The sequence below is a fragment of the Streptosporangium longisporum genome, from assembly GCF_039534895.1.
Taxonomy (GTDB): Bacteria; Actinomycetota; Actinomycetes; order Streptosporangiales; family Streptosporangiaceae; genus Streptosporangium; species Streptosporangium longisporum.
Window position 1 is genome coordinate 1,160,948 of sequence record NZ_BAAAWD010000006.1, and the last position, 21,853, is coordinate 1,182,800.

The following is a 21,853-nucleotide window of genomic DNA, read 5'->3' on the forward strand; positions in this document are numbered from 1 at the left end:
CGTGAGCGTGTGACCCACGTGGAGCACGTTCCCGCACGTCAGGCCGGTGACACCAGGTGGCCGGACTGGGTCGACGAACGGCTTGTTACGCGCTGGGCGAACCACGGTATTTCCGGTCTGTGGCCCCATCAGGCGGAAGCGGCCGAGCTGCTCCACCGTGGCCAAAACGTGATCATCGCCACAGGCACGGCGTCGGGGAAATCGCTGTCCTACCTGGTCCCGGCGCTCTCCGCGACGCTGGAGGGCGGCACGGTGCTCTACCTGTCGCCCACCAAGGCCTTGGCGGCCGACCAGCTCCGCTCGCTGCGCGAGCTGGACCCGCCCGAGCTGCGCGCCGCCGTCTACGACGGCGACACCCCCTTCGAGGAGCGGGCCTGGATCCGCAGGTACGCCAACTACGTCCTGACCAACCCGGACATGCTGCACCGCGGCCTGCTGCCCCGTCACACCCAGTGGTCGGCCTTCTGGCGGCGGCTGCGGATGGTCGTCGTGGACGAGTGCCACGGCTACCGGGGCGTGTTCGGCTCCCACGTCGCCCAGATCCTGCGCCGCCTGCGCCGGATCTGCGCGCGCCACGGCTCCCGCCCGACCTTCCTGCTCTCCTCGGCGACGGCCAGCGAGCCCGAGGTCTTCGCGATGCGCCTGACGGGCCTCCAGATGGCCGCGGTGACCACGGACGCCTCCCCCCGGGGTGCCACGACCTTCGCGCTGTGGGAGCCGCCCCTGACCGATCTGCGCGGCGAGGGCGGGGCCCCGATCCGGCGTCCCGCGACCGCCGAGAGCGCCGACCTGCTGGCCGACCTCGTCGCCTCCGAGGTGCGGACCCTGGCCTTCGTCCGCTCCCGCAGGGCCGCCGAGTCCGTGGCCCTCACCACCCGGGCCAGGCTCCAGGACCTCGTCGCCGGCGCGGGCGCGCCCAAGGACCTGCCCGGCAAGGTGGACGCCTACCGGGCCGGGTACCTGGCCGAGGACCGCAGGGCACTGGAGAGGGCGCTGCGCTCGGGCGAGCTGCTCGGCCTGGCGACGACCAACGCGCTGGAACTCGGTGTCGACGTCTCCGGCCTGGACGCCGTCCTCATCGCGGGATGGCCGGGCACCCGCGCGTCGCTCTGGCAGCAGGCCGGCCGGGCCGGACGCGACGGGCAGGACGCGCTCGCGGTGCTGATCGCCAGGGACGACCCCCTGGACACCTACCTCGTCCACCACCCCGAGGCCCTGTTCGGCAGGCCGATGGAGACGATCGTGCTCGACCCCGGCAACCCGTACGTGCTGGGTCCCCACCTGTGCGCCGCCGCGGCCGAGCTCCCGCTGACCCACGACGACCTGGACGTCTTCGAGCCGGCCGCCAAGGAGGTGCTCGCCGACCTGGTCGCCCGGGGGCTGCTCAGGGAGCGCGCCACGGGCTGGTTCTGGACCAGCAGGGAACGCGCCACCGACCTCGCCGACATCCGGGGCGCGGGCGGCGCGCCGATCCAGGTCGTGGAGATGTCCACCGGGCGGCTGCTCGGCACCGTGGACGAGTCCTCGGCCCACACGGCCGTGCACACCGGCGCCGTCCACGTGCACCGGGGGGAGACGTTCCTGGTGGCCGAACTCGACCTGGAGGCCGGGGTCGCCCTCGTCGAGGCCGGAGCACCGGAGTACACCACCTTCGCCAGGGACGTCACCGACATCTCGATCATCGAGTCGCTCGCCTCGCACGCCCTCGGTCCCGGTGAGCTCCACTTCGGCTCGGTGGAGGTCACCAACCAGGTCGTGGGCTACGTCAAGCGCCGCGCCCAGAGCGGTGAGCTCATGGGTGACGAGCCCCTCGAACTGCCCCCGCGCACGCTGCGGACCCGTGCCGTCTGGTGGACGCTGCCCACCACGGCCGTCGCCGCGCTGGCCGGGGAGGGGCTCGACCTCGGCGGAGCCGCGCACGCGGCCGAACACGCGGCCATCGGCCTGCTGCCGCTCTTCGCCACCTGTGACCGCTGGGACATCGGCGGCGTCTCCACCGAGCTCCACGCCGACACCGGACTGCTCACCGTCTTCGTCTACGACGGCCACGAGGGCGGTGCCGGCTTCGCCGAACGCGGGTACGCCCGCGCCCGCGACTGGCTCACCGCCACCCGCGAGGCCATCGCCTCCTGCGAGTGCGAACGCGGCTGCCCGTCCTGCATCCAGTCCCCCAAGTGCGGCAACGGCAACGAGCCGCTGGACAAGGCCGGAGCCCTCCGGCTTCTGGCGGTCCTGCTCTCCCACGACGGGCCGGAACGGGACACGCCACGGACGGAGCCGTCGGCGAACGTGCCATCCGGGTCATGACGACCTTCCGCCCTGCCGGTTCTCCCGGGAGATCGCCCTGCCGGTTCTCCGGGAGAACCGGCTCTGCCGGGCACCGGTCCTCCGCTGCGCGGCCGCACGGCCCGCCGAGCCGTCACGAACCCCTCTGGTGGTCGCGCCGCCGCAGGAGGTCGACCGACACCGCCGTGATCCACAGCAGGCTCACCGCGATCGTGAGCCGCTGGAACAGCCCGCCGTACGGCACCAGCGTCGCGTTCTGGTCGAAGGCGACGGAGGCCAGGACGAAACAGGTCAGTGCCACCGCCGCGGTCGCGAGGGAGTAGGCGGCCCACCCCCGGCGGCCCGCTGTGGCGAAGTGGCGGGCCAGGACGCAGCAGGCGGCGGGCAGCGCGGTGAAGACGGGCGTGGAGAACAGGGAGTGCCAGGTGCCGGTCGCGGTCGCCGGCGAGGGGACCGGGGCGGTGCCCAGCGGGTAGCCGCTGAGCGGGTCGGCGGCGAAGATCCCGGCGCCGACCAGCCCGACGGCGGCCATGGCGAGCAGCAGGGGCGCCCAGGCCCCGGCGCCCCGGCGGCGCAGCGCCGTACGCAGGCCGGCGATGCCGGCCAGCAGCAGCAGGCCGCAGAGGACGAAGTTGGCGCGCTGGGTCCAGCCGTACTCCCCGAGTGCCAGGGCGGAGACCGGGTGGCGCAGCGGGTCGTAACCGGCGCCGCGGGTGGCTCCCTCGACGAGGAAGGCGAGGATGAACAGCGGCGGCGCGAGTGCGGCGCAGACGAGCAGCCGGCGTTCGGCCCGTCGGCCCGTGGCCGCCGTGCGTGCGCCGGACCGTGATGAAACGCTCACCTGTCGCTCCCCTCGCCGTGCTCGAACCGTTCGAGCCCTTCGCGGACGTGTTTCTCCAGCTCCTCGCCGACCGTGCGCCGGGTGGCCAGGTACAGCCGGGCCCTGGCGATCCTGACGTCCGCCGCCGGGTCGTTCGGCTCGGCCCCCAGCCGGCGGTAGAGGTGGCGGTTGAGGATGGCCAGGCCCAGCTCCATGGCCGTGTGCACGGCGACGATCGCCTGGACGTCCTCACCCTCGGGCAGGAACGTCCCGCGCTCGCCGTTCGTCAGCGCCTCGCGGTGGCCCTCGGCCAGTTCGTCGAACCAGCGGGCGGCCGTGGGGGTGTCGCCGGCCATCGCCGTCGCCACGTAGGGCACGATCAGTGCCAGCACCTCATGCGCGTTCGCCACGAGGTCGGCGTCGGCCGGTCCCCGGTCCCTGAGTCCGCGCAGGGCGGCGAAGACGTAGGCGTCGCACTCCTCGCGCAGCGCGTCCTTGGTGGGGAAGTGGTGCTGCACCAGACCCGGTGACACCCCCGCGTCCGCCGCGATCCCGCGCACGGTCGCCCCCTTGAACCCCAGCAGCGCGAACTGCCGAAGCGCGGCGTCACGGATCCGCTCGCGAGGCTCGTCCTCGGTCACAGGCATCCTCCAATACAGATGTATTGGACAATACATCTGTATTGGAGGCTTGTCACGCTCCGGGCGTGCCGGTGCGCCACCGGGACACCGGCGGCGCGCCGAGGGCCGATCGGCATGGGGAGTTCGCCGGTTCCGCGGCGAGGCTCACCACGTCCACCCTGTAAGGGTTGAGACGTACAAGCTCATTACATGAGCCTGTACGTCATGATGCGAACGGCGACAGAGCACGACATCTCCGAACTCGTCCGTCTCCGGGCACTGCTCTTCGACGACCTCGGCGGCGACTTCTTCAATCCCGCGAACGCCGGTGACGACTGGCGCGACACACTCGCACGGGTCTTCGAGCAGAAACTGACCGAACCCGACTGCCGGATCCTGGTCGTGGACGGCGACACCGGCCTGGCCGCCTGCGGCATCGGCACGATCGAGCAGTGGTTTCCCGGTCCCCACTCCCGCAACGGGAGGATCGGCCACGTCATCGGCATGGTCACCGACCCGTCGTACCGGCGGCGCGGGTACGGCCGGACGATCGTGCTCGGTCTGCTGGACTGGTTCCGCGACCGCGACGCCGTACGGGTCGACCTCACCGCCTCCCGTCAGGCGGAACCGCTCTACCGGCAGCTCGGCTTCTCCGGCCACCCCGATCCCCTGCTGTGCTGGAAGCCGTGAGGACATCGCAATACCGCTGGGTCGTTCTGGGTGTCGCGACCTTCACCCAGGCCGCGGCCGCGTTCTTCGTGCAGGGCATCGGCGCGATGAGTGTCCACCTGCAACGAGACCTGGAACTGAACACGACCCAGCTGGGCCTGCTGCTGTCGGCGGCTCAGCTGCTCCCCCTGGCCGGACTACTCGTGGCGGGACGGCTGCTGGACCGCCACGACGAACGCTGGGTCGTCGGGACCGGTGCTCTCGTGGTCGCCGTCGCGCTGGCCGCCGGCAGCGCGGCCCCGGGGTATGTCTCCTTGCTCGTCGTCCTGCTGATCGTCGGCGCGGGATACAGCACCATTCAGCCGGGCGGCAGTAAATCGGTGGCATCCTGGTTCGACGCCTCACAGCGTGGCCTGGCCATGGGCATCCGCCAGGCGGGGCTCCCGCTCGGGGGCGTCCTCGCCGCCCTCGCGCTTCCCTCACTGGCAACGGCCTTCGGCTGGCGGTCGACGCTCGTGGCCGGCGCGCTCGTCGCCCTGTCGGGCGCCGTCGCCTTCATGGCCTTCTACCGCCGCCCACCGGACCGGCACCCCGTGCCGGCCACGTCCCGCGTGCGGCTGGAACTGCTCCGCGAGCCGTACATGAAGAAGATCATCTTGTCCGGTACGAGCATGGTGTCGGTGCACAGCGGCGTGGGCGTCCTCACCGTGCTGTACCTGCACGAGGTGACGTCCATGACCCCCGCCTCGGCGGCCCTGGTCTACGTCGCGGTCCAGTGCGCGGGCGCGCTGGGCCGTATCTGCCTGGCGGCCTGGAGCGACCACCACGGATCCGGCCGCTACGCCTGCGTCCTGACATGCCTGGCCGCCGTGATCATCGGGATGACGCTGCTGACGACCCCCGTCGGCCGATCCCCCGTCGGGGCCTGCCTGCTCTTCGTCTGGCTCGGCTTCTTCGGGATCGGCTGGTACGGCCCCTGGGTCGCCTACGCCACCGAATCGGCGCCGCCGGAGCAGACCGGATTCGCCCTCGGCCTGGCCATGGCCGTCAACCAGGTCGCGGTCGTCCTGGCACCACCCGTGCTCGGCCTGCTCACGGACCTGACCGGCAGCTTCGCGCCCGCCTGGGCCCTGCTCGCCGCGCTGACCGCTGTCACCCTGACGATGACAGCCCGGCTGTGACCTTCACGCAGCACATTCCATGCGCCGATGCTCGGTTCCGCTCACCACTTCGATGGCCACCAGACATCGGAAGTCGCCGCCACCCGAGCCTCGTCAACGACCTCGTTCATGATTGGATCGAGGTGCGATGGTCTCTCGCAGCAATGCCCTCTCGCCCCTCCATCAACATTCGCCCTCCCTCGACAATGCGCTCTCGTTCTCACCGGTGCGCTCTCATCCGTTCGCCCTCATCCGTTCGTTCTCGTCAGCCTGCCGTCAGAGGTTCCTTCTCACCGGCCGATTCCTCATCGCCCGCCATTCCCGGCCGGCCCGCATCGGTTCGCGTTCTTCCGGCCGCTCCCGTCGATTCGCCTCCATCGTTCCGCTGCCACCCGTCGGGATCGGTCACATGAACGGGCCCGGCACGTGCCCTGGCGGCCATCACCACTCTTCCTTTCAGCGGCAGCACGACCTTCATCGCCACCTCGATCTCGACAATGCCGTCATCACCGACGGAACAGCGGGTCACGGCGCTTCCGTTCTTCGTGGCGATGGACGCGGCTTCCGCACAACTCCGGTCGGAGCCCACGAACGCCAGCCGGGCGGCGGCGAGCGCGCTCAGATCGGCGGCGCCCTGCGCACGATGGCGCGCGACACGAGCCGTACCCGCGAACGCGACCGCCATCGCGACGGCGAAGACCAACGCCATGAGCGCGACCGTCCAGATGGTCGCCGACCCCCGGTCGCCGCCCTTCCGCGTCACATCCATCCCGGTCCCGTTCACACCGCCCCACCCCGCCCTCGTCCCCGTCGCCGCCCCCGCCTTGGTCGTGTCTTGTGCACACCCATCTCCTTTCTCCGCCCCTTCGCCCCTTCGCCCCTTCGCCCCTTCGCCCCTTCGCCCCTTCGCCCCTTCGCCCCTTCGCCCCTTCGCCGAGACCGTCTCGCTCCCGCTCCAACGGTCGGCAGGTGACTCACTTCGCCCTTTCCCTCTCGATGGTCCACCGGGCTTACGGCTCCAGCCCCGGCTCGGTGGCCGAGACGGCGGCCGCGCGAACGGTGACGCCGGGGAGGAAGGCTCCCCAGTCGGGTCTGACCTCGACGGCGACCTCCACGCGAGCCGTTCCCGAACCGCGAGCCACCGTCACGCGCGCACCGGCCGGGACGGCCGCCAGGACACCGCCACGGACCTTCTCCAGCGATTCACCGCGTGAGACGGCCCGAGCTCCGGCCCGAGCCGCGTCCACGCACTCCAACTGCGCCTCGACCGCCGCCACGGCCCACAGACCGGCTCCCAGCACGACCATGAAGGCGGGAAGCACCGCGGCCGTCTCCGCGGTCACCGACCCTCTGGCCCCCGTAAACCGCCGAGAACGCCGGGAACATCGGGAACGCCGGGAGCGCCAGAGGGCCGGTGACCCGGGGAGGCTCATCCGGCGGTGGTCAGCGCTCGGTTGATCAGAGCCGTGACCATCTGCTGGACGTCGGAGCTCGTCACCACCTTGAAGAGAAGTGCGGCGAACGCACAGGCGGCGATCGTTCCGACCGCGTACTCCGCGGTGGACATGCCACGGTCACGATGAGGACCGGACACCAGCAGTGCCCAGCGTGCGCGCAGCCATCGTGACCGGCCACCCCGCACACGACCGGCGCTCATTCCAACCATTGCTCCTCCTGAAGCTCTCACCCGGACCCAGCGCCCGGCGTCAGCCCAGAGTCGTCCATCGGTCCGTCACCCGGATGGCCCGAACGACGTTCTGTGGATAAGCGTGAAGCTGTGGATATGTTTCGCGTCGTCCACGACTTCACCTTCATGACAGGGGATCGCCGGCCTCCGTTCACGCATTCGTAGTTCGCGGGCCTTCGGCGTGCTCATGAAATCTCGCCGCGCTCACGCCTTTCTCCGCGCGGTGACTCCTCACATGACGGCCCGACGGCCCGACGGCCCGATCCCCCGCGCTCCGGATCCCCGGCGGACCGATACCCCGCCATTGCGACGCTTCAGCAACCCCGTGGCCCGGCATTCCGACGGCTCGGCATTCCGGTTGCTCGACGGCCGCGCCCGGCGAAAAGGACATGGTCCCCGCACTTACCGGTACGGGTCAGCGGCGAAGGAGCCGATCCGTACCGGTAGGAGTGCGGAGGACAGGAGAGAAGCGCACACGACAGGCATGTGCACACGGACACCGAAGTGCGCGACCTCCAGGAGGAGATGGGGAAATCTCAGGAAGTCTGTCCACAGGCATCGACGTTTTTCTGTGGATAACCCTGGGTCAACGAGGAAAAGCCTGTGGATAACTCAGGGGAGCAGAACCTCACCCGCGAGTCCGGCCACGACGGGAATGATCCCCAGAAAGACGAACGCCGGCAGGAAGCACAGTCCGAGCGGGGCCACGACCTGGACCCCGACCCGTTGGGCCGCAGCCGCCGATACGGCACGGGCGGCCTGGCGAGAGTCGTCGGACAGCCTGGTGAGGACCTCCGCCACCGGGGCACCGCCCAGCGCGGCCCGGCTCATGACCCGCGCCAGGGGGGCGAGTGAACGCTCGGAGGCCAACGCCTCCCATGCGCTCTCCGGGGCTGCTCCCAGCCTCAGTTGACCGCTCACCCAGGCCAGCCTGTCGCCGAGCGGCCCGCCCACCGCCTCCACCGTGACGTCGAGGGCTCCGGTGATCGGCTGGCCCGCGCGCAGGGAGGCGACCAGGAGATCGGCCGCCAGCGGCAGATCCGCCGTCACCCGCTCGCGCTCCCTGCGCAGTTCCGGGGGCTCCCGTCTCCGCAGGACCGTCAGCGCGATACCCGAACCGGCCAGGCCCGCACCGATACCCAGGAGCCCTCCTACGGCCAGGAACATCGCCGCCCCCACCCCGAGGGCGACCACGATTTCTCCTCGGTTCGGTCGCCGTCCCGCCCGGGCACCGTCGGCCCTCGTCGCCATCGGCGAGAACGTCTCCTCGGCGGGTGAGGACATCACCCGGGCAGTGGACACCATCCGGGCAGCGGCGATCACGCCCGCGGTCGGCGGGAAGGCCGGGGAGAGCGGCGAGGCAGGAGGAACCGGACCGTGGCGCGTCCCCGTCAACGGCCCCGCTGTCGGCGGACCCGCAGGTAGTGGTCGCGACCGGACGCGACGAAGCCGGTCGGCCGGTTCCCGACGGGCCGTCCACAGTCGCCCGGCCAGAGCGGCGAGCACCACGGCCAGTAAAGCGATCACTGTTCTCCTCCTCGTACGTCCGATCTCGTGAGCGTCAGGCCCGCTGGGCACGGGCGACCAGGCGTCGGGTCCACCACAGGCCGCCCAGGTCGAGGGCGAGACCGACGACCAGGCATCCCACGCCCAGCGGACCACCGAACAGGAAGTGCAACGGCCGCATGCCGAGACCGGTCGCCATCAGCAGGCCGAGGAGAGGTAGCCCCGCCAGCAGGCGGGCCGTGGCGCGAGGACCCGCGAGCTGGGCGGTGACGTCACGACGATGAGCCTCGGCCTCCCGAAGGGAACCGGCGACGCGATCGACGAGAGCGGCGAGAACCGCCCCCGTGGTGACGCTCACCCGCCAGCAGGCGGCCAGCCCGTGAAAGGCCTCACCGCCCTGCTCCGGTCGCACGGCGAGCAGCGCGGCCGGGACGTCACCACCGTCTCTCGCGGCCGCGACCACCGGGCGCAGGACCAGAGGGTCGGGAAAGTCCACGGCCTGCACAGCCCGCACCAGCGCCTCACCGGCCGTTCTTCCCGCGGACAACTCGGCGGCCAGCGCCTGGCACAGCTCGATCGACGCGGTCCGCCAGGCGGCCTCGCGTCCGGCGGGCCGCGAGCGGGCGGTGAGCCTGTCGCGCAGGGAGACCGATCCGGCCGCACGGCCATGCCGCATCCGGTGCAGCCGGGCGGTACACGGGTCGAGACCCGTCCACAGCCATGCCGACAGCGCTGCGAGGGCAAGGGCGGCGCCCGTCATGATGCCGGCCATGACGGGCGATCCGCCGCGCGCGGCCCATGGGGTGGCGACGGGGAGGAAGGGTACGGCCTGCGCCGGGAGATTCGGGGAGCGGGGATATCCGGCGCCCAGACGGGAAACGCGGCGTCCGGGGAGACCGGGGAGACCGGGGAGACCGGGGAGACCGGGGAGACCGGGGAGACCGGGGAGACCGGGGAGATCGGGGAAGTCGGGGAAGTCGGGAAAGCCGCAGAAGTGGCGAGGGAAGCGGAGGGGCGGACGGCCAGGGCCGGAACGCCTGGCGCTCGGGCCACGAGGGCCGGAAGGCCGGGCCCGGGGTTCACCTGCCCGTCCGGGGTGAAGGTGAGGGCCGGTTCCGCCTCGACCAGCCCGGAAGGACGACGGACCATCATGCAGACCTCGGCGACCCGGCGACGACCGTCGGCGTGATCACGGGCGAGATGGATGACGACGTCCAGCGCCGCGGCGATCTGGCTGTGGACGGCCTCCCGGCTGAGCCCCGCCGCACACGCCAGCGCCTCCAGCCGGGGTGGCACGTCGGTCGCGGTGTTGGCGTGCAGGGTGCCGCATCCCCCTTCATGGCCGGTGTTGAGAGCGGCCAGGAGATCGACCACCTCGGCCCCCCTCACCTCCCCCACGACGAGCCGGTCGGGGCGCATCCTCAGCGCCTGACGAACGAGGTCGCGCAGCCCGACCCCACCGGCGCCCTCGAGGTTGGGCGGGCGCGCCTCCAGCCGGACCACATGGGGATGGAGCGGCCTCAGCTCGGCGGAGTCCTCGACCAGGAGCAATCTCTCACCGGGATCCGCCAAGGACAGCAGGGCCGAGAGCATGGTCGTCTTTCCCGTACCAGTGCCCCCCGTGATCAGGAAGGCGAGCCTCGACTCGATCACCGCGGTGAGGACGGCGACGCTGTCGGCGCGGATCGCTCCCGCCTCGACCAGGTCCGCGAGGGTGAAGGTCCGCCGGGGTGGGAGGCGCAACGACAGGCAGGTGCCGTTGGCGGCCACCGGTGGAAGGACCGCGTGGAGCCGGACGCCTCCGGCGAGCCGCGCGTCGACATAGGGACACGCGTCGTCGAGGCGCCTGCCCGCGGCCGACGCGAGACGCTGCGCCAGCCTGCGGAGGGCGTCCTCACCGGAGAAGACGACCGAGGTCGGGCGCAGCCCGCGTCCGTCGTCGACCCACACCTCCCGCGGGCCGTTGACCAGGACGTCGGTCACGTCGGCCTCGGCCAGCAACGGCTCCAGCGGACCGGCCCCGATGAGGTCGGCGCACAGGACCCGTGCCACCGCCAGGATCTCCGCGTCACCGAGTACCGCCCGTTCGGCCCGCAGTGCGACCGCGACATGCGCGGCACTGGGCTCGACCCCCGTCCGGGCCAGTCGTACGCGAACGGCCTCCACCAGTTCCGGTGAGACCTTCGCCGGAGACCCGGCGCGCATCACGCGTCCTCCTTGAGCAGCTCGTGCAAGAATTCCGAGCAGAACCGGCCCAGAGGGCTGCGTCGGCCCAGTGGCGGAACGTCCCCGCGGTCGAGCGCGGCGGCGAGGCCGGGCTGGTCGGGGACGCTCCCACCGTGGGGAACGCCGAGCGAGCCCGTCACCACGTCGTCCTTCAGCACCCCGCCACGCACCACGGCCCGCACGTCACCGGTGTGCGCGCGCAGCCCGGTGAGTACCTGGGCCGCGGCGAGCACGCCCCGCACGTCGGCCGGGACGACCAGGAGGGTGGTGGTGGCCCGGCCGAGCGCCTCCGCCGCGGCCTGGTCGAGGTGGCGCGGCAGGTCGACGACCACCAGGTCGAACCCCCTGCGCCCCGCCTCCAGGACGGAGCGCATCGCCTCGGCCGGGATCGGCTCGACCTCGCCCCGGTGGAAGGAGAGCAGCGTCAGCCCGGCGAAGGTCGGCAGCGCCGCCTGGAGCGCGGTGCAGCTGACCCTGCCTTCACGGGCGACCAGGTCGGACCAGCGCGCGCCGTCCGCCTCCTCCTGGCCGAGCACGAGATCCAGGCCGCCGCCGAGCGGGTCGGCGTCGACGAGCAGGGTGCGGAGGCGTCGGCGGGACGCGGCCAGTGCCAGCGACCCCGCCAGCACGCTGGCCCCTGCCCCACCGCGTCCGCCCACGACGCACACCACGGCCGCCGGGCCCGCGGGAGGCTCCGCGACATCGGCGAACTCGTCGACCAGCCGTCGCTCGGCGGCGGGCAGCTCCAGCACGGCCTGTGCGCCGACCGCGACACATTTGCGCCATGTGTCGGGATCGTCGCGCTCCTGGGTGACCAGGAAGACACGATGCCGGGGCGGCGGGCCGGTCGCGGCCAGGGCGTCGGCCATGTCACCGCCGACGACGACCAGGGGCGCGCGGTTCCAGCGGGGCCGGGCATGCGCGGGCACGTGGGCGACGTCGAGCTCGGCTCCGGCCGCGGCGGCGATGCGGAGCAGGTCGTCGAGCAGTTCGTGGTCTTCGGTGATGACCAACGGGCGATCCACGGGTGCCTCCCTGGGGTTCGGGAGGCCCACTTTCGGTGACGCTCTCTCATCCCCGTGGCACCGAACGCCGCACTGTGGAAAACCGGGCCGGAGGCGTTCCCCCTGTGGAAAACCGTCGGCGTGAAGGCGGGCAGAAGGCCGGATCCCGGGCGAACGGCGACGAACGAACAGGCGAATGGTGAAGGGCGAACGGCGTACGTCCGGCACCACGACCACCGCCGGGCGAGGACGTGCCCGTGCGGGAGCCGTCTCACGGGGACGGGAACCGGCACGACGCGCTGGAAAAAGGCGACCCCCGCCGGGGGGGAGAGCGGGGGTCGCCGACCGGTCCGGCTCTGGGGGGGTAGAGCCGGTCCCGTTTCAGAAGAAAGCTTTCATCGACCGTCCGGAGCACGCGGGATTACATCCATCATGCGCAGTTACTCCGGTCTGGGGAGATACCTCCATATGCTGCCCGATCAAAGCGCATTTCGTCGAGGAGAAATCGGCGATTCGCACTAGTTTTTTTAATGTAACGATCCAGGCTCGGTTTTCCTCTCGCCATGGACACGCCCACCGTCGCCGGACGGGGAGGCGGTGACGTTCGGTGATCGTCACGATGGGGGGACCGTGCCGCCACGGACCCGGGCACCCCTGGCGATCTTCCCGAACCGGTGCCGGACGGCCTGGGACGGCCCGGCGGGAAGGGCCGGCCCCCGACATTCCCCGATCCGTAAAGGTCTTGCTTTCAGGGGTTCCCATCAGCACGGATCGGACGTACAAAGGTTGCACGGACCATGTGTCCGGGCACGGTCTCCGGGTACCCACGCGCCGCCAGCCGCGGGAGGCGCGTTGAAACGGGCTTGTCCCGTTTCAACGAATACGAGGTGCACGCTTGGTAACCCGTGCGAACGTGTCGACGACGGCGCCCCCATCGGGGGCGCCGTCGGTTCGTGCGAGAACCCGCCTGACGGACGTCCGTAATCCATGACGCGAGGTGATCGGCCGAGCACTCCGGGAAACCGGCCTCTCGGCGGTGTCCTCCGGAAGCGCCGAGCGGGCCCCGGAAGGACCGGTCGTCGTGGTCAGCCTCGCTGCATCGCCTCGCAGATCGCCGTGGCCTCGCGGACGCCCAGCGTGACCGCGGACGCGCAGTGACGCACCCACGCGGCGACCCCCTCCGGGGTACCGCTCAGGTACGACCGCAGCCCCTCCGCGTAGGACGGGCCGAGTTCGAGATGGCCCACCTCGATCGCCACCAGCGATTTCGGGTCCAGGCCGAACTCCACCAGCGTCAGCCGCTCCGCCGCCCGCGCGACCACCCCGTCCGCCGACCCGAAGGGGCGCAGCACGGCGAGTTCCGCGTGGACGAGGGCGGCGAGCACCAGCGCGGGCGCCTTGGAGGAGTCCGTGATCAGCCGTACCAGCCCGTCCACCCGCGCCACCGTCTCCTGCGGGCCCGGCGCGGCTCCCAGGCCGAGAACGTCGGGCGCCTGCGCGACGGCCCGGGGACGGCCCAGGTCCTCGGCCAGGCCGACGGCGGCGAGCGCGTGCAGCCTGGCCAGCACCTGCCGGGGTGCGGTGCGCCAGGTCGTGCCGAGCCTCCCCAGCTCGGCCGAGACGCGCAGCGCCCCCTGGACGACGGGGTCGGTGGCCTCGGGGATGGACTCCAGGGGGACGTCCGCCCCCTCCAGGGCGGCGGACGCGCGGGCACCGCGCAGGGCGGACCGGGCCGACACCTCCGCGCTCTTGCGCCGCAGGACGCGGTGCCCGTACAGCCGGTCGACGGCCACGCGCGCCTCGGCGACCGCCTCGGACACGCCGGGCATTCCTGCGATGACAGCCAATGGGTCGCTCACGCTGCCCGACCCTACCGGGGCCGTCGTGGCGAGCCCCGGCCAGGCCGCGGGCCCGGTCCGTCAGGACGGGACCGTGAAGAGAACCGCGAGGAAGACGCCTGGAGAAGACCCGGACGAACCTCGCGGGAACGAGAACGGACCTCCGGGGAAGATCGGCAGCCGACCCCAACGGGAAACGCCGCCCCCAGCGGGAAACACCGACCCCAACGGGAAACACCAGCCCCATCAGGAAACGCCGACTCATCGGAAAAGGCCGACCCCCTCGGGGAACGCGGACGAACCTCCGGGAAGGCCGGCGGACGCCCCGGGGAACGCGGCCCGAGCGGGGACCACCCGTCGAGATCGGGGACCGCGGACCGGACCGGAGCGGGGATCAGCGGCAGGGACGGGAGCCCGGGGCGGGGTCGCCGACCGGCGGGACCGTTCGGCGACCGCATGACACCGCCCGGCGCACCGGCGCGACGGTGCGCGTTGAATAACGCCCCCGACGTTCCTACCGTGTCGAAAACCCGACGGTCCCCGGATCGCCACCCCGCGGATGAAGTGTTTTGCATGCAGATGTTCGGTCATCACCGATTGGTACAGACCTGTCTAGACCTCTTGTGGCGGGCACCGGTGAACTGGTGAAGTGGGACACGACCAGTCGATAGCAGTGTGAGGAGTGCGTAGTGGCCCCGGAGACCCCTGGTTCCGAGTCGCGTGAGACCCAGGAGACGCTGTCCAACCTGCTGCGGGAGACCCGGCGGTTCACCCCTCCCGCCGACCTGGCCGCCTCCGCGAACGTGACCGACGACGCCTACGCCGAGGCCGATCGTGACCGCCTCGCCTTCTGGGAGAAGCAGGCCGACCGGCTGACCTGGTCGAAGCGCTGGGGCACCGTTCTGGACTGGAACCCGCCCTTCGCCAAGTGGTTCGTCGGCGGTGAGCTCAACATCGCCTACAACTGCGTGGACCGCCACGTCGAGGCGGGCCGTGGCGACAAGGTCGCCTACCACTGGGAGGGCGAGCCCGAGGGCGACACCCGTACGATCACCTACGCCGACCTGCTGCGCGAGGTCTCCAAGACCGCCAACGCGCTCCAGGAGCTGGGGGTCGGCAAGGGCGACCGGGTCGCGATCTACATGCCGATGATCCCCGAGCTCCCGATCACGATGCTGGCCTGCGCCCGTATCGGAGCGGTCCACTCGGTGGTGTTCGGCGGCTTCTCCGCGACCGCGCTCAGCGGCCGGATCAAGGACGCGGACGCCAAGCTCGTGGTGACCGCCGACGGCGGCTACCGCAGGGGAGCGCCCAGCGCGCTCAAGCCCACCGTGGACGAGGCCGTCGCCGAGTGTTCCGGCATCGAGCACGTCCTGGTGGTGCGACGGACCGGCCAGGACGTCGCCTGGACCGACAAGGACGTGTGGTGGCACGACGTCGTGGAGCGTCAGCCGGACGTCCACGAGGTCCTGCCGAACGACGCCGAGGACCCGCTCTACATCCTCTACACCAGCGGGACGACCGGCAGGCCCAAGGGCATCCTGCACACCACCGGCGGCTACCTCACCCAGACCGCCTACACCCACCACGCGGTCTTCGACCTCAAGCCCGAGACCGACGTCTACTGGTGCACCGCCGACATCGGCTGGGTGACCGGCCACTCCTACATCGTGTACGGGCCGCTGGCCAACGGCGCCACCAGCGTCATCTACGAGGGCACCCCGGACACCCCGCACCGCGGCCGGTTCTGGGAGATCGTGCAGAAGTACGGGGTCACCCTGCTCTACACCGCCCCGACGGCCATCCGCACGTTCATGAAGTGGGGCGACGACATCCCCGCGAAGTTCGACCTGTCGTCCCTGCGGATCCTGGGCAGCGTCGGCGAGCCGATCAATCCCGAGGCCTACATCTGGTACCGCGAGCACATCGGCGGCAACCGTACCCCCGTCGTGGACACCTGGTGGCAGACCGAGACCGGCGCCGTCATGATCAGCCCGCTGCCCGGCGTCACCGCGGGCAAGCCCGGAGCGGCCATGCGCCCGCTGCCCGGCATCACCGCCGACGTGGTCGACGACCAGGGCCGGAGCGTCGGCAACGGGGGCGGTGGATACCTGGCGATCCGCGACCCGTGGCCGTCGATGCTCCGTACGATCTGGGGCGACGACCAGCGCTTCGTCGACACCTACTGGTCCCGTTTCGAGGGCATGTACTTCGCGGGCGACGGTGCCAAGAGGGACCAGGACGGCGACATCTGGCTGCTCGGCCGGGTGGACGACGTCATGCTCGTCTCCGGGCACAACATCTCCACCACCGAGGTGGAGTCGGCGCTGGTCTCCCACCCCAAGGTCGCCGAGGCGGCCGTGGTCGGCGCGACCGACCCGGTGACCGGCCAGGCCATCGTGTCGTTCGTGATCCTGCGCGGCAACGCCGAGGAGGGCGCGGACATCGCCGCCGAGCTCCGCGCCCACGTCTCCAAGGCGCTGGGACCGATCGCCAAGCCGCGTCAGATCCTCGTGGTGCCCGAGCTGCCGAAGACCCGCTCCGGGAAGATCATGCGGCGTCTCCTGCGGGACGTGGCGGAGAACCGCAGCGTCGGCGACGTCACCACGCTCGCCGACAGCACGGTGATGAACCTCATCTCGGAGAAGCTGCCCAGCGCCAAGAGCGAGGACTGAGCGAACCGGCGACCGGCAGGGGAGGCGGGCCGGCCTCCCCTGCCGGGAGCGCGATCCCGGCGAACGGACGGGGAGAGCGAGCCGTCCGCCGAGGTGAGGCCCGGGAAGTGAGCCGGGAGCGGGCGGGCAGGTGACGGGCAGGCCGGTGAGAGCGGCCCCTCCCCACGGCCGCCCCCGCGCCCGGCACGGCTCCCGCGCCCGGCCCCGCTCTCGCGCACGGCCCGGCCCGGCTCCGGTCACGCCACGCCGGTCGGCTCCCCGGTCGGCTCCCCCGGCCGGCGCCGCCTCGGACCACGCCGTCACCCCACCGCCCGGCGTCCCGGCCCGGGATCACGCGTCCCGCGGAGCACGCCGTCCCCCGATCACACGGCCCGGGAATCACGCCGTCCCGGGATCACCCCGTCCGGCACGGCGCTCCGGCACCCCCCTCCGATACGGTGCTCCCACCGCGCGCTCACCTCGTCCGGTCCGAATCGGTGGTGTTCGCCCGACCCTCACCGGGGTAGCTCTCGCCCTGATGACCAGGTACGCGATGACCGCCGACGTGCTCGCGTCGCCGGTTCCGGCGATGATCTCGTCGCGGGTGTGCGTGCACGACCCCCTCGGCGCGCAGCATGATGTTCGACAAAGGCCCTCGATAGGAGATCATCCATGACACAAATCCCGCCGGCGGAGCCACAGGAGGAGTCCCTGGGCGCGCTGGTCGCCGCCGCCAGCGACCAGATCTCCACCCTGGTCCGCGCCGAGATCGAACTGGCCAAGGCCGAGTTCCGGTTCGACGCCAAGCGCGTCGGCATGGCCGCCGGTCTCTTCGGGGCGGCCGCGTTCATGGCCCACCTGTGCCTGATCCTCGGCTCGTTCGCGCTCGCGTACGGCCTGGTCGCGGCGGGCGTGTGGACCTGGCTCGCCTTCCTGATCGTCACCGTCCTGTACCTGCTCGTGGCCGGAGGGCTGGTCTTCATCGGCCTGCGGCGGCTCAAGGGACTGACCGGGATGAAGCGCACCCTGCGATCGCTCAAGACGATCAAGAGCGGTGAGCGCGAGCCCGGCCTCGGTTCGAGCCCGGCCCCGGTCGCCACCACCCAGGCCGACGGCCGTCCCGACCCGGTGAGACCGGGCCGGTGAGCAGACCCGACGAGTCCGTGGTCAGGATCGAGGGTCCGTGGACCCACCGATCCGTCCACGCCGGTGGCACCCGCTTCCATGTGGTGGAGGCCGGTACCGGCCCCCTGGTCCTGCTGCTGCACGGTTTCCCGCAGTTCTGGTGGTCCTGGCGCAACCAGCTGGTCTCGCTCCCGGCGGCCGGTTACCGCGCCGTCGCCGTGGACCTGCGGGGCTACGGCGCCAGTGACAAGCCGCCGCGCGGGTACGACCTTCGCACGCTGGCCGCCGACGCGGCCGGGCTGGTCCGGGCGCTGGGCGAGACCGGCGCGATCGTCGTCGGCCACGACTGGGGCGGGCTGCTCGGCTGGACCATGGCCGTGCTGGACCCGAAGGCGGTCCTGCGGCTGGTGCCGGTCTCGGCGCCGCATCCCCGCCGCCTGCGCACCACCCTGTTCACCGAGCCGTTCGGCCAGTTCAGGTCGGCCCGCTACGCGCTGGGCTTCCAGGTGCCGCTGGTCCCGGAACGGCGCCTGACCGCGAACTCCGGCGCCAGGGTGGGACGCCTGCTGGAGCAGTGGTCAGGACCCGGCTGGCCGGAGGAGGAGGTGTCGAGGACCTACCGCGAGGCGTTCCGCATCCGCAACGTCTCGCACTGCGCGCTGGAGTACCACCGCTGGTTCGGCCGCTCCCAGCTGCGCCCGGACGGGTGGCGTTACGCCAGGACCATGCGCACCCAGATCAACGCGCCGACCCTGCAGCTGCACGGCGCGCTCGACCCGCACATCCTGCCCCACACCGCCCAGGGCTCGGGACGGTACGTGGCCGCCCCCTACCGGTGGAGGCTGATCGAGGGCGCCGGGCACTTCCCGCACGAGGAACGCCCCGAGGAGTTCGACGCCGAGCTCGTCGCCTGGCTGTCCGACCCGGAGCCGGACCGGTGAGCGCGCGGGACCGCGATCCCGACGGCAGGCCGCGCAACCGGCGTCCCCGTGACGCGTTCGGACGGCCGCTGCCGCACGGCGCCGAGGGGGTGGAGCGCATCCCGGACGACTACGCGCCGAGCGCCGAGGAGGCCCTCTCCGAGGCGCGCAGGCTGCTCGGCGAGGAGCGGCCGTTCCACGCCCACGAGGTGCTGGAGGGCCGGTGGAAGAACTGCCCCGAGGCCGAACGCGAGCTGTGGCAGGGACTGGCGCAGATCTGCGTCGGCCTGACCCACCTGCAGCGGGGCAACCCCCGCGGGGCCGCGACGCTGTTCACCCGGGGGGCCGACCGGATCAGCGTCTACGGCATGCCGTACGAGCGGATCGCCAGGATGGCGCACGGGCTCGACGAGGTGGAGGCCGGGGAGGCCATCGCCAGGGTGCGGGAACTGCTCTGAGCGCGGGCACCGCCCCCGCGGCCCCGGCCTAGTTCTGGTCGCACTCCTGGGTGTCGACCTGGTTGAAGAGCTTGGAGCCGTCCTCGGCGTCCGGTGCGACCTCGGCGGCGGTGAGCGCGAAGCCGGTCTCCCGCTGGTTGAGCGCGGCGGCGAAGACCACGCCGTAGACCCGGCCCTGCGGGGTGAGCAGCGGCCCCCCGGAGTTGCCCTGCCTGACCTGGCCCCGGATGGAGTACACGTCGCGGATGACGGTCTTGCGCTCGTAGATGTTGAGCCCCTCGGCCTTCTGCTGCACCCGGATGCGCGCGGGGTCCAGCGTGTAGCCCTGGCCGTGCGGGAAGCCCGCGACGATCGCGTCGTCGCCCTTCTTGGCGGTGCCGTCGAACCGCAGGATCGGCATGTTGAGGCCGGTGACGTGCAGGATCGCGATGTCCCTGTCGGGGTTGTAGAGCACCACCCTGGCCGGATGGATCTTGTTGAGGTAGTCGGTGACCTGGAGGTCCTGGTCGACCCCGGCGACCACGTGCGCGTTCGTCATGATCTTGTTCTGGGCGTAGACGAAACCGGTGCCCTCGATGTGCTTGCGGCAGCTGGAGGCGATGCCCTGGACCTTGACGATGCCCCGGCGGGCCCGCGCGAGCTGCCTGTTGTCCTTGGCCACGCTCCGGTCGGGCGGCGGGATCTGGACGAGCTGGCCGCCGCCGATGTCGTCGAACACCTTGGGGAAGCCGGAGGTGTCGAGGAAGTTCTTGATCGGTTTTTGCAGGTCCTTGGCGGCCCTGGGCAGCGTCTGGTCGACCGTGGACAGCAGGAGCGACCCGTTGACCTGCTCGCTGAGCAGGGTGAACTGGGACGAGGCGAGCAGCGAGCCGATCAGCCACGCGATGATCAGCACCGAGAACGCGCTGGAGAAGGTGCCGCCGACCGCGTCCACGGCCTTGGCGGGCTCCCAGGTGACGTGGCTGCGGACCACCGCGCCGATGGTGGACGACGCGAACTGCCCGATCGTGGCGGCGAGGAAGACGATGACGATCGCCAGCAGGGCGCGCTCGGTCGCCCCTTCGACCACGGCTCCCGCGAGGAGCGGCGCGACGAACATCCCCAGCAGCGCCCCGCCGACGAAGCCGACGAAGCTCAGGGCGCCGATGATGAATCCCTGGCGGTATCCCGACACCGCGAAGGCCACCATCAGGGCGATCAGGATGAGATCTAATAGATCACCGCTCACCCCTTTACGTTATCCAGCCCATGCGCCAAGCGTGCACACCTTGGACGAGGTCTCTGCCAGATCGTGTCCGCGGGCCGGCCGCCGCGCCGGCGCGCACCGGGCCCGGATCCGTCCCGGACGGGCGTCAGCGGGAGGAGAGGCTCAGCACGTCGGGCGGGATGTCCTCCAGCCGCGACCGGTCCCAGGGGACCTCGAAGTCCGAGCCGCTGAGCACCCCGTCGAGCACCCCGGCGGTGAACCCCCAGACCAGCAGCCCGCGGACCCGGAAGGCCGGTCCCGCGTAGCCTCTCGGGTGGCGCAGTCCCAGCCGGTTGGCCGGGTCGGCGAGCTCGCGGAGCGGGACCCGCTCCACCGACTCCACCTCCTGCGGCGAGGCCGCGTGCACCGCGCAGGGGGTGTGCCACCAGGCCAGCACCGGGGTCACCCGGTTGTCGCTGTGCGCAAGGTAGAGCTCGGGCATGGTCCCGAGCACCCGGACGCCCTCGGGGTCGAGCCCGGTCTCCTCGCGGGCCTCACGGAGCGCGGCGGCGACCGGGCCGTCGTCGGTGGGGTCGATCCCGCCCCCGGGGAACGCGGGCTGCCCGGCGTGGTTGCGCCCGTGCCGGCTTCGCTGGATGAGCAGCACGTCCGGGCCGAACGGCCCCTCCCCGAACAGCAGCAGCACCGCCGCCGACCGTCCGCCCGTGGCCGGTGGGCGCAGCGGCGGGGGCACCCGCCTCGTCACGGCCCGCCCGGCCAGCGTCTCCAACCATCCGGGAACCTCCACCGGCGCACCTCCGACCATCCATGCCTCGATCTTCGCAATCGTGTGCAACACGGCGCCCGGCCCGTCGCTTCCCGGCCCGGCGGTTCACGGTACGGCGATCACGAGGGGAGCGGGACGGACGACCCGCCGTGATCACGAGAACGGGCCGGAGCGGACCAGCCTGGCGGCCTTGACCGGGTCGATCGGGCCGAGCCCGTACGAAGGGCAGAGCGCGGCGAGCGGGCAGACGCCGCAGGCCGGCGTGCGGGCGTGGCAGATGCGGCGGCCGTGCCAGATCAGGCGGTGGGACATCATCGTCCAGTCCCGCTTGGGGATCAGCCCGGCGACCACCTGCTCGATCTTCACCGGGTCGGTCTCCGCGGTCCACCGGAACCGGTGGGTGAGCCGCTGGAAGTGCGTGTCGACGGTGATCCCCGGCACCCCGAACGCGTTCCCGAGCACGACGTTGGCCGTCTTGCGGCCGACTCCGGGCAGGGTGACCAGGTCCTTCAGACGTCCCGGGATCTCCCCGCCGAAGCGCTCGCAGACGGCCTGGGCCATGCCGATGATGCTGGTGGTCTTGGCCCGGAAGAATCCGGTGGACCGGATGATCTCCTCCATCTCGGCCCGGTCGGCCCCGGCATACGCTTCCACGGTGGGATATTTCGCAAAAAGGGTAGGAGTTACGGTATTAACTCTTTTGTCCGTGCACTGTGCGGACAGGATGGTCGCGACCAGCAGTTCGAGAGGGCTGCGGAAGTCAAGCTCGCAGTGGGCGTCAGGGTAGGTTTCAACCAGGATCCGGTCCATTCGCCGAGCTCGGCGTACCAGGGCGAGCCGGGATTCCTCTACGGGGCTGACATCGCGGAGCACCCCGACAGCCTACGCTCCAGGCCCCCTGAAGAGG

Annotated in this window: 19 protein-coding genes and 1 pseudogene; 7 read left to right on the forward strand and 13 right to left on the reverse strand. The window is 71.7% G+C overall.

Translation table 11 applies throughout. The features are described from left to right. The first annotated feature begins 9 nt into the window (after positions 1-9). Positions 10-2,307, forward strand: coding sequence for a DEAD/DEAH box helicase (locus ABD832_RS09385; protein ID WP_344891307.1), 2,298 nt, complete (start codon positions 10-12; stop codon positions 2,305-2,307). Between the two features lie 112 nt (positions 2,308-2,419). On the opposite strand, the gene ABD832_RS09390 is transcribed toward ABD832_RS09385, so the two are convergent. After that, entirely contained in the window at positions 2,420-3,127 is a 708-nt protein-coding gene (locus ABD832_RS09390) for a DUF998 domain-containing protein (RefSeq protein WP_344891310.1), read from the reverse strand. Beyond that, positions 3,124-3,747: a TetR/AcrR family transcriptional regulator gene (locus ABD832_RS09395; protein ID WP_344891313.1), complete on the reverse strand. Its 624-nt coding sequence runs from the start codon at positions 3,745-3,747 to the stop codon at positions 3,124-3,126. Before ABD832_RS09395 ends, ABD832_RS09390 begins: the two co-directional genes overlap by 4 nt. Positions 3,748-3,936: 189 nt before the next feature. Between ABD832_RS09395 and ABD832_RS09400 the strand changes: the two genes are divergently transcribed. Both ABD832_RS09400 and ABD832_RS09405 read left to right on the forward strand, forming a co-directional pair. Further along, a complete protein-coding gene (locus ABD832_RS09400) occupies positions 3,937-4,416 on the forward strand; it encodes a GNAT family N-acetyltransferase (RefSeq protein ID WP_344891316.1) in 480 nt (159 codons plus the stop codon). Continuing rightward, positions 4,413-5,576, forward strand: a complete 1,164-nt coding sequence (locus tag ABD832_RS09405; protein ID WP_344891319.1) for an MFS transporter — start codon at positions 4,413-4,415, stop codon at positions 5,574-5,576. The genes ABD832_RS09400 and ABD832_RS09405 overlap by 4 nt, the downstream gene beginning before the upstream one ends. Positions 5,577-5,820: 244 nt before the next feature. Here the strand turns inward: ABD832_RS09405 and ABD832_RS09410 are convergent, their stop codons facing one another. From ABD832_RS09410 to ABD832_RS09445, 8 genes and pseudogenes are all read right to left on the reverse strand, one after another. Then, positions 5,821-6,324 (reverse strand): Rv3654c family TadE-like protein, encoded by a 504-nt coding sequence (locus ABD832_RS09410; protein WP_344893408.1) that lies wholly within the window; start codon positions 6,322-6,324, stop codon positions 5,821-5,823. A gap of 241 nt (positions 6,325-6,565) precedes the next feature. Beyond that, complete coding sequence (locus ABD832_RS09415) at positions 6,566-6,898, reverse strand: TadE family type IV pilus minor pilin (RefSeq protein WP_344891322.1); 333 nt, start codon at positions 6,896-6,898, stop codon at positions 6,566-6,568. 86 nt (positions 6,899-6,984) lie between these two features. Next, on the reverse strand, positions 6,985-7,212 hold the full coding sequence (locus ABD832_RS09420) for a DUF4244 domain-containing protein (RefSeq protein ID WP_344891325.1): 228 nt from the start codon (positions 7,210-7,212) through the stop codon (positions 6,985-6,987). A 642-nt stretch (positions 7,213-7,854) separates the two neighbouring features. Continuing rightward, the gene (locus tag ABD832_RS09425) at positions 7,855-8,436 is read right to left on the reverse strand and encodes a type II secretion system F family protein (RefSeq protein WP_344891328.1); all 582 of its coding nucleotides are present in this window, start codon (positions 8,434-8,436) and stop codon (positions 7,855-7,857) included. 367 nt (positions 8,437-8,803) lie between these two features. Next, positions 8,804-9,520, reverse strand: a complete 717-nt coding sequence (locus tag ABD832_RS09430) for a type II secretion system F family protein (RefSeq protein WP_344891331.1) — start codon at positions 9,518-9,520, stop codon at positions 8,804-8,806. Positions 9,521-9,792: 272 nt separating this feature from the next. Beyond that, a pseudogene (locus tag ABD832_RS09435) lies at positions 9,793-10,953 on the reverse strand (TadA family conjugal transfer-associated ATPase); the annotation flags it as partial. Further along, entirely contained in the window at positions 10,953-11,999 is a 1,047-nt protein-coding gene (gene ssd, locus ABD832_RS09440) for a septum site-determining protein Ssd (protein WP_344891334.1), read from the reverse strand. The pseudogene ABD832_RS09435 and the gene ssd, both read right to left, overlap by 1 nt. A gap of 1,064 nt (positions 12,000-13,063) precedes the next feature. Further along, entirely contained in the window at positions 13,064-13,807 is a 744-nt protein-coding gene (locus tag ABD832_RS09445) for a Fic family protein (RefSeq protein ID WP_344891337.1), read from the reverse strand. Positions 13,808-14,505: 698 nt separating this feature from the next. On the opposite strand from ABD832_RS09445, the gene acs reads away from it, so the two are divergent. The 4 genes from acs (at position 14,506) to ABD832_RS09465 (ending at position 18,973) form a co-directional block, all read left to right on the forward strand. Continuing rightward, positions 14,506-16,491, forward strand: a complete 1,986-nt coding sequence (gene acs / locus ABD832_RS09450; protein WP_344891339.1) for an acetate--CoA ligase — start codon at positions 14,506-14,508, stop codon at positions 16,489-16,491. Positions 16,492-17,142: 651 nt separating this feature from the next. Next, the gene (locus ABD832_RS09455) at positions 17,143-17,616 is read left to right on the forward strand and encodes a phage holin family protein (protein WP_344891342.1); all 474 of its coding nucleotides are present in this window, start codon (positions 17,143-17,145) and stop codon (positions 17,614-17,616) included. After that, the gene (locus tag ABD832_RS09460; RefSeq protein ID WP_344891344.1) at positions 17,613-18,536 is read left to right on the forward strand and encodes an alpha/beta fold hydrolase; all 924 of its coding nucleotides are present in this window, start codon (positions 17,613-17,615) and stop codon (positions 18,534-18,536) included. Before ABD832_RS09455 ends, ABD832_RS09460 begins: the two co-directional genes overlap by 4 nt. Beyond that, positions 18,533-18,973 carry a DUF309 domain-containing protein gene (locus tag ABD832_RS09465; protein WP_344891346.1) on the forward strand — a complete coding sequence of 147 codons (441 nt, stop codon included), beginning with the start codon at positions 18,533-18,535 and terminating at the stop codon, positions 18,971-18,973. Before ABD832_RS09460 ends, ABD832_RS09465 begins: the two co-directional genes overlap by 4 nt. 28 nt (positions 18,974-19,001) lie before the next feature. Here the strand turns inward: ABD832_RS09465 and ABD832_RS09470 are convergent, their stop codons facing one another. The 3 genes from ABD832_RS09470 to nth all read right to left on the reverse strand — a co-directional run bounded on the left by ABD832_RS09470 (position 19,002) and on the right by nth (position 21,819). Then, positions 19,002-20,201, reverse strand: coding sequence for a MarP family serine protease (locus ABD832_RS09470; protein WP_344891348.1), 1,200 nt, complete (start codon positions 20,199-20,201; stop codon positions 19,002-19,004). A gap of 124 nt (positions 20,202-20,325) precedes the next feature. Then, on the reverse strand, positions 20,326-20,967 hold the full coding sequence (locus ABD832_RS09475) for an NUDIX hydrolase (RefSeq protein WP_344891351.1): 642 nt from the start codon (positions 20,965-20,967) through the stop codon (positions 20,326-20,328). A 132-nt stretch (positions 20,968-21,099) separates the two neighbouring features. Next, positions 21,100-21,819 (reverse strand): endonuclease III, encoded by a 720-nt coding sequence (gene nth, locus ABD832_RS09480; protein WP_344891354.1) that lies wholly within the window; start codon positions 21,817-21,819, stop codon positions 21,100-21,102. Positions 21,820-21,853 lie beyond the last annotated feature (34 nt).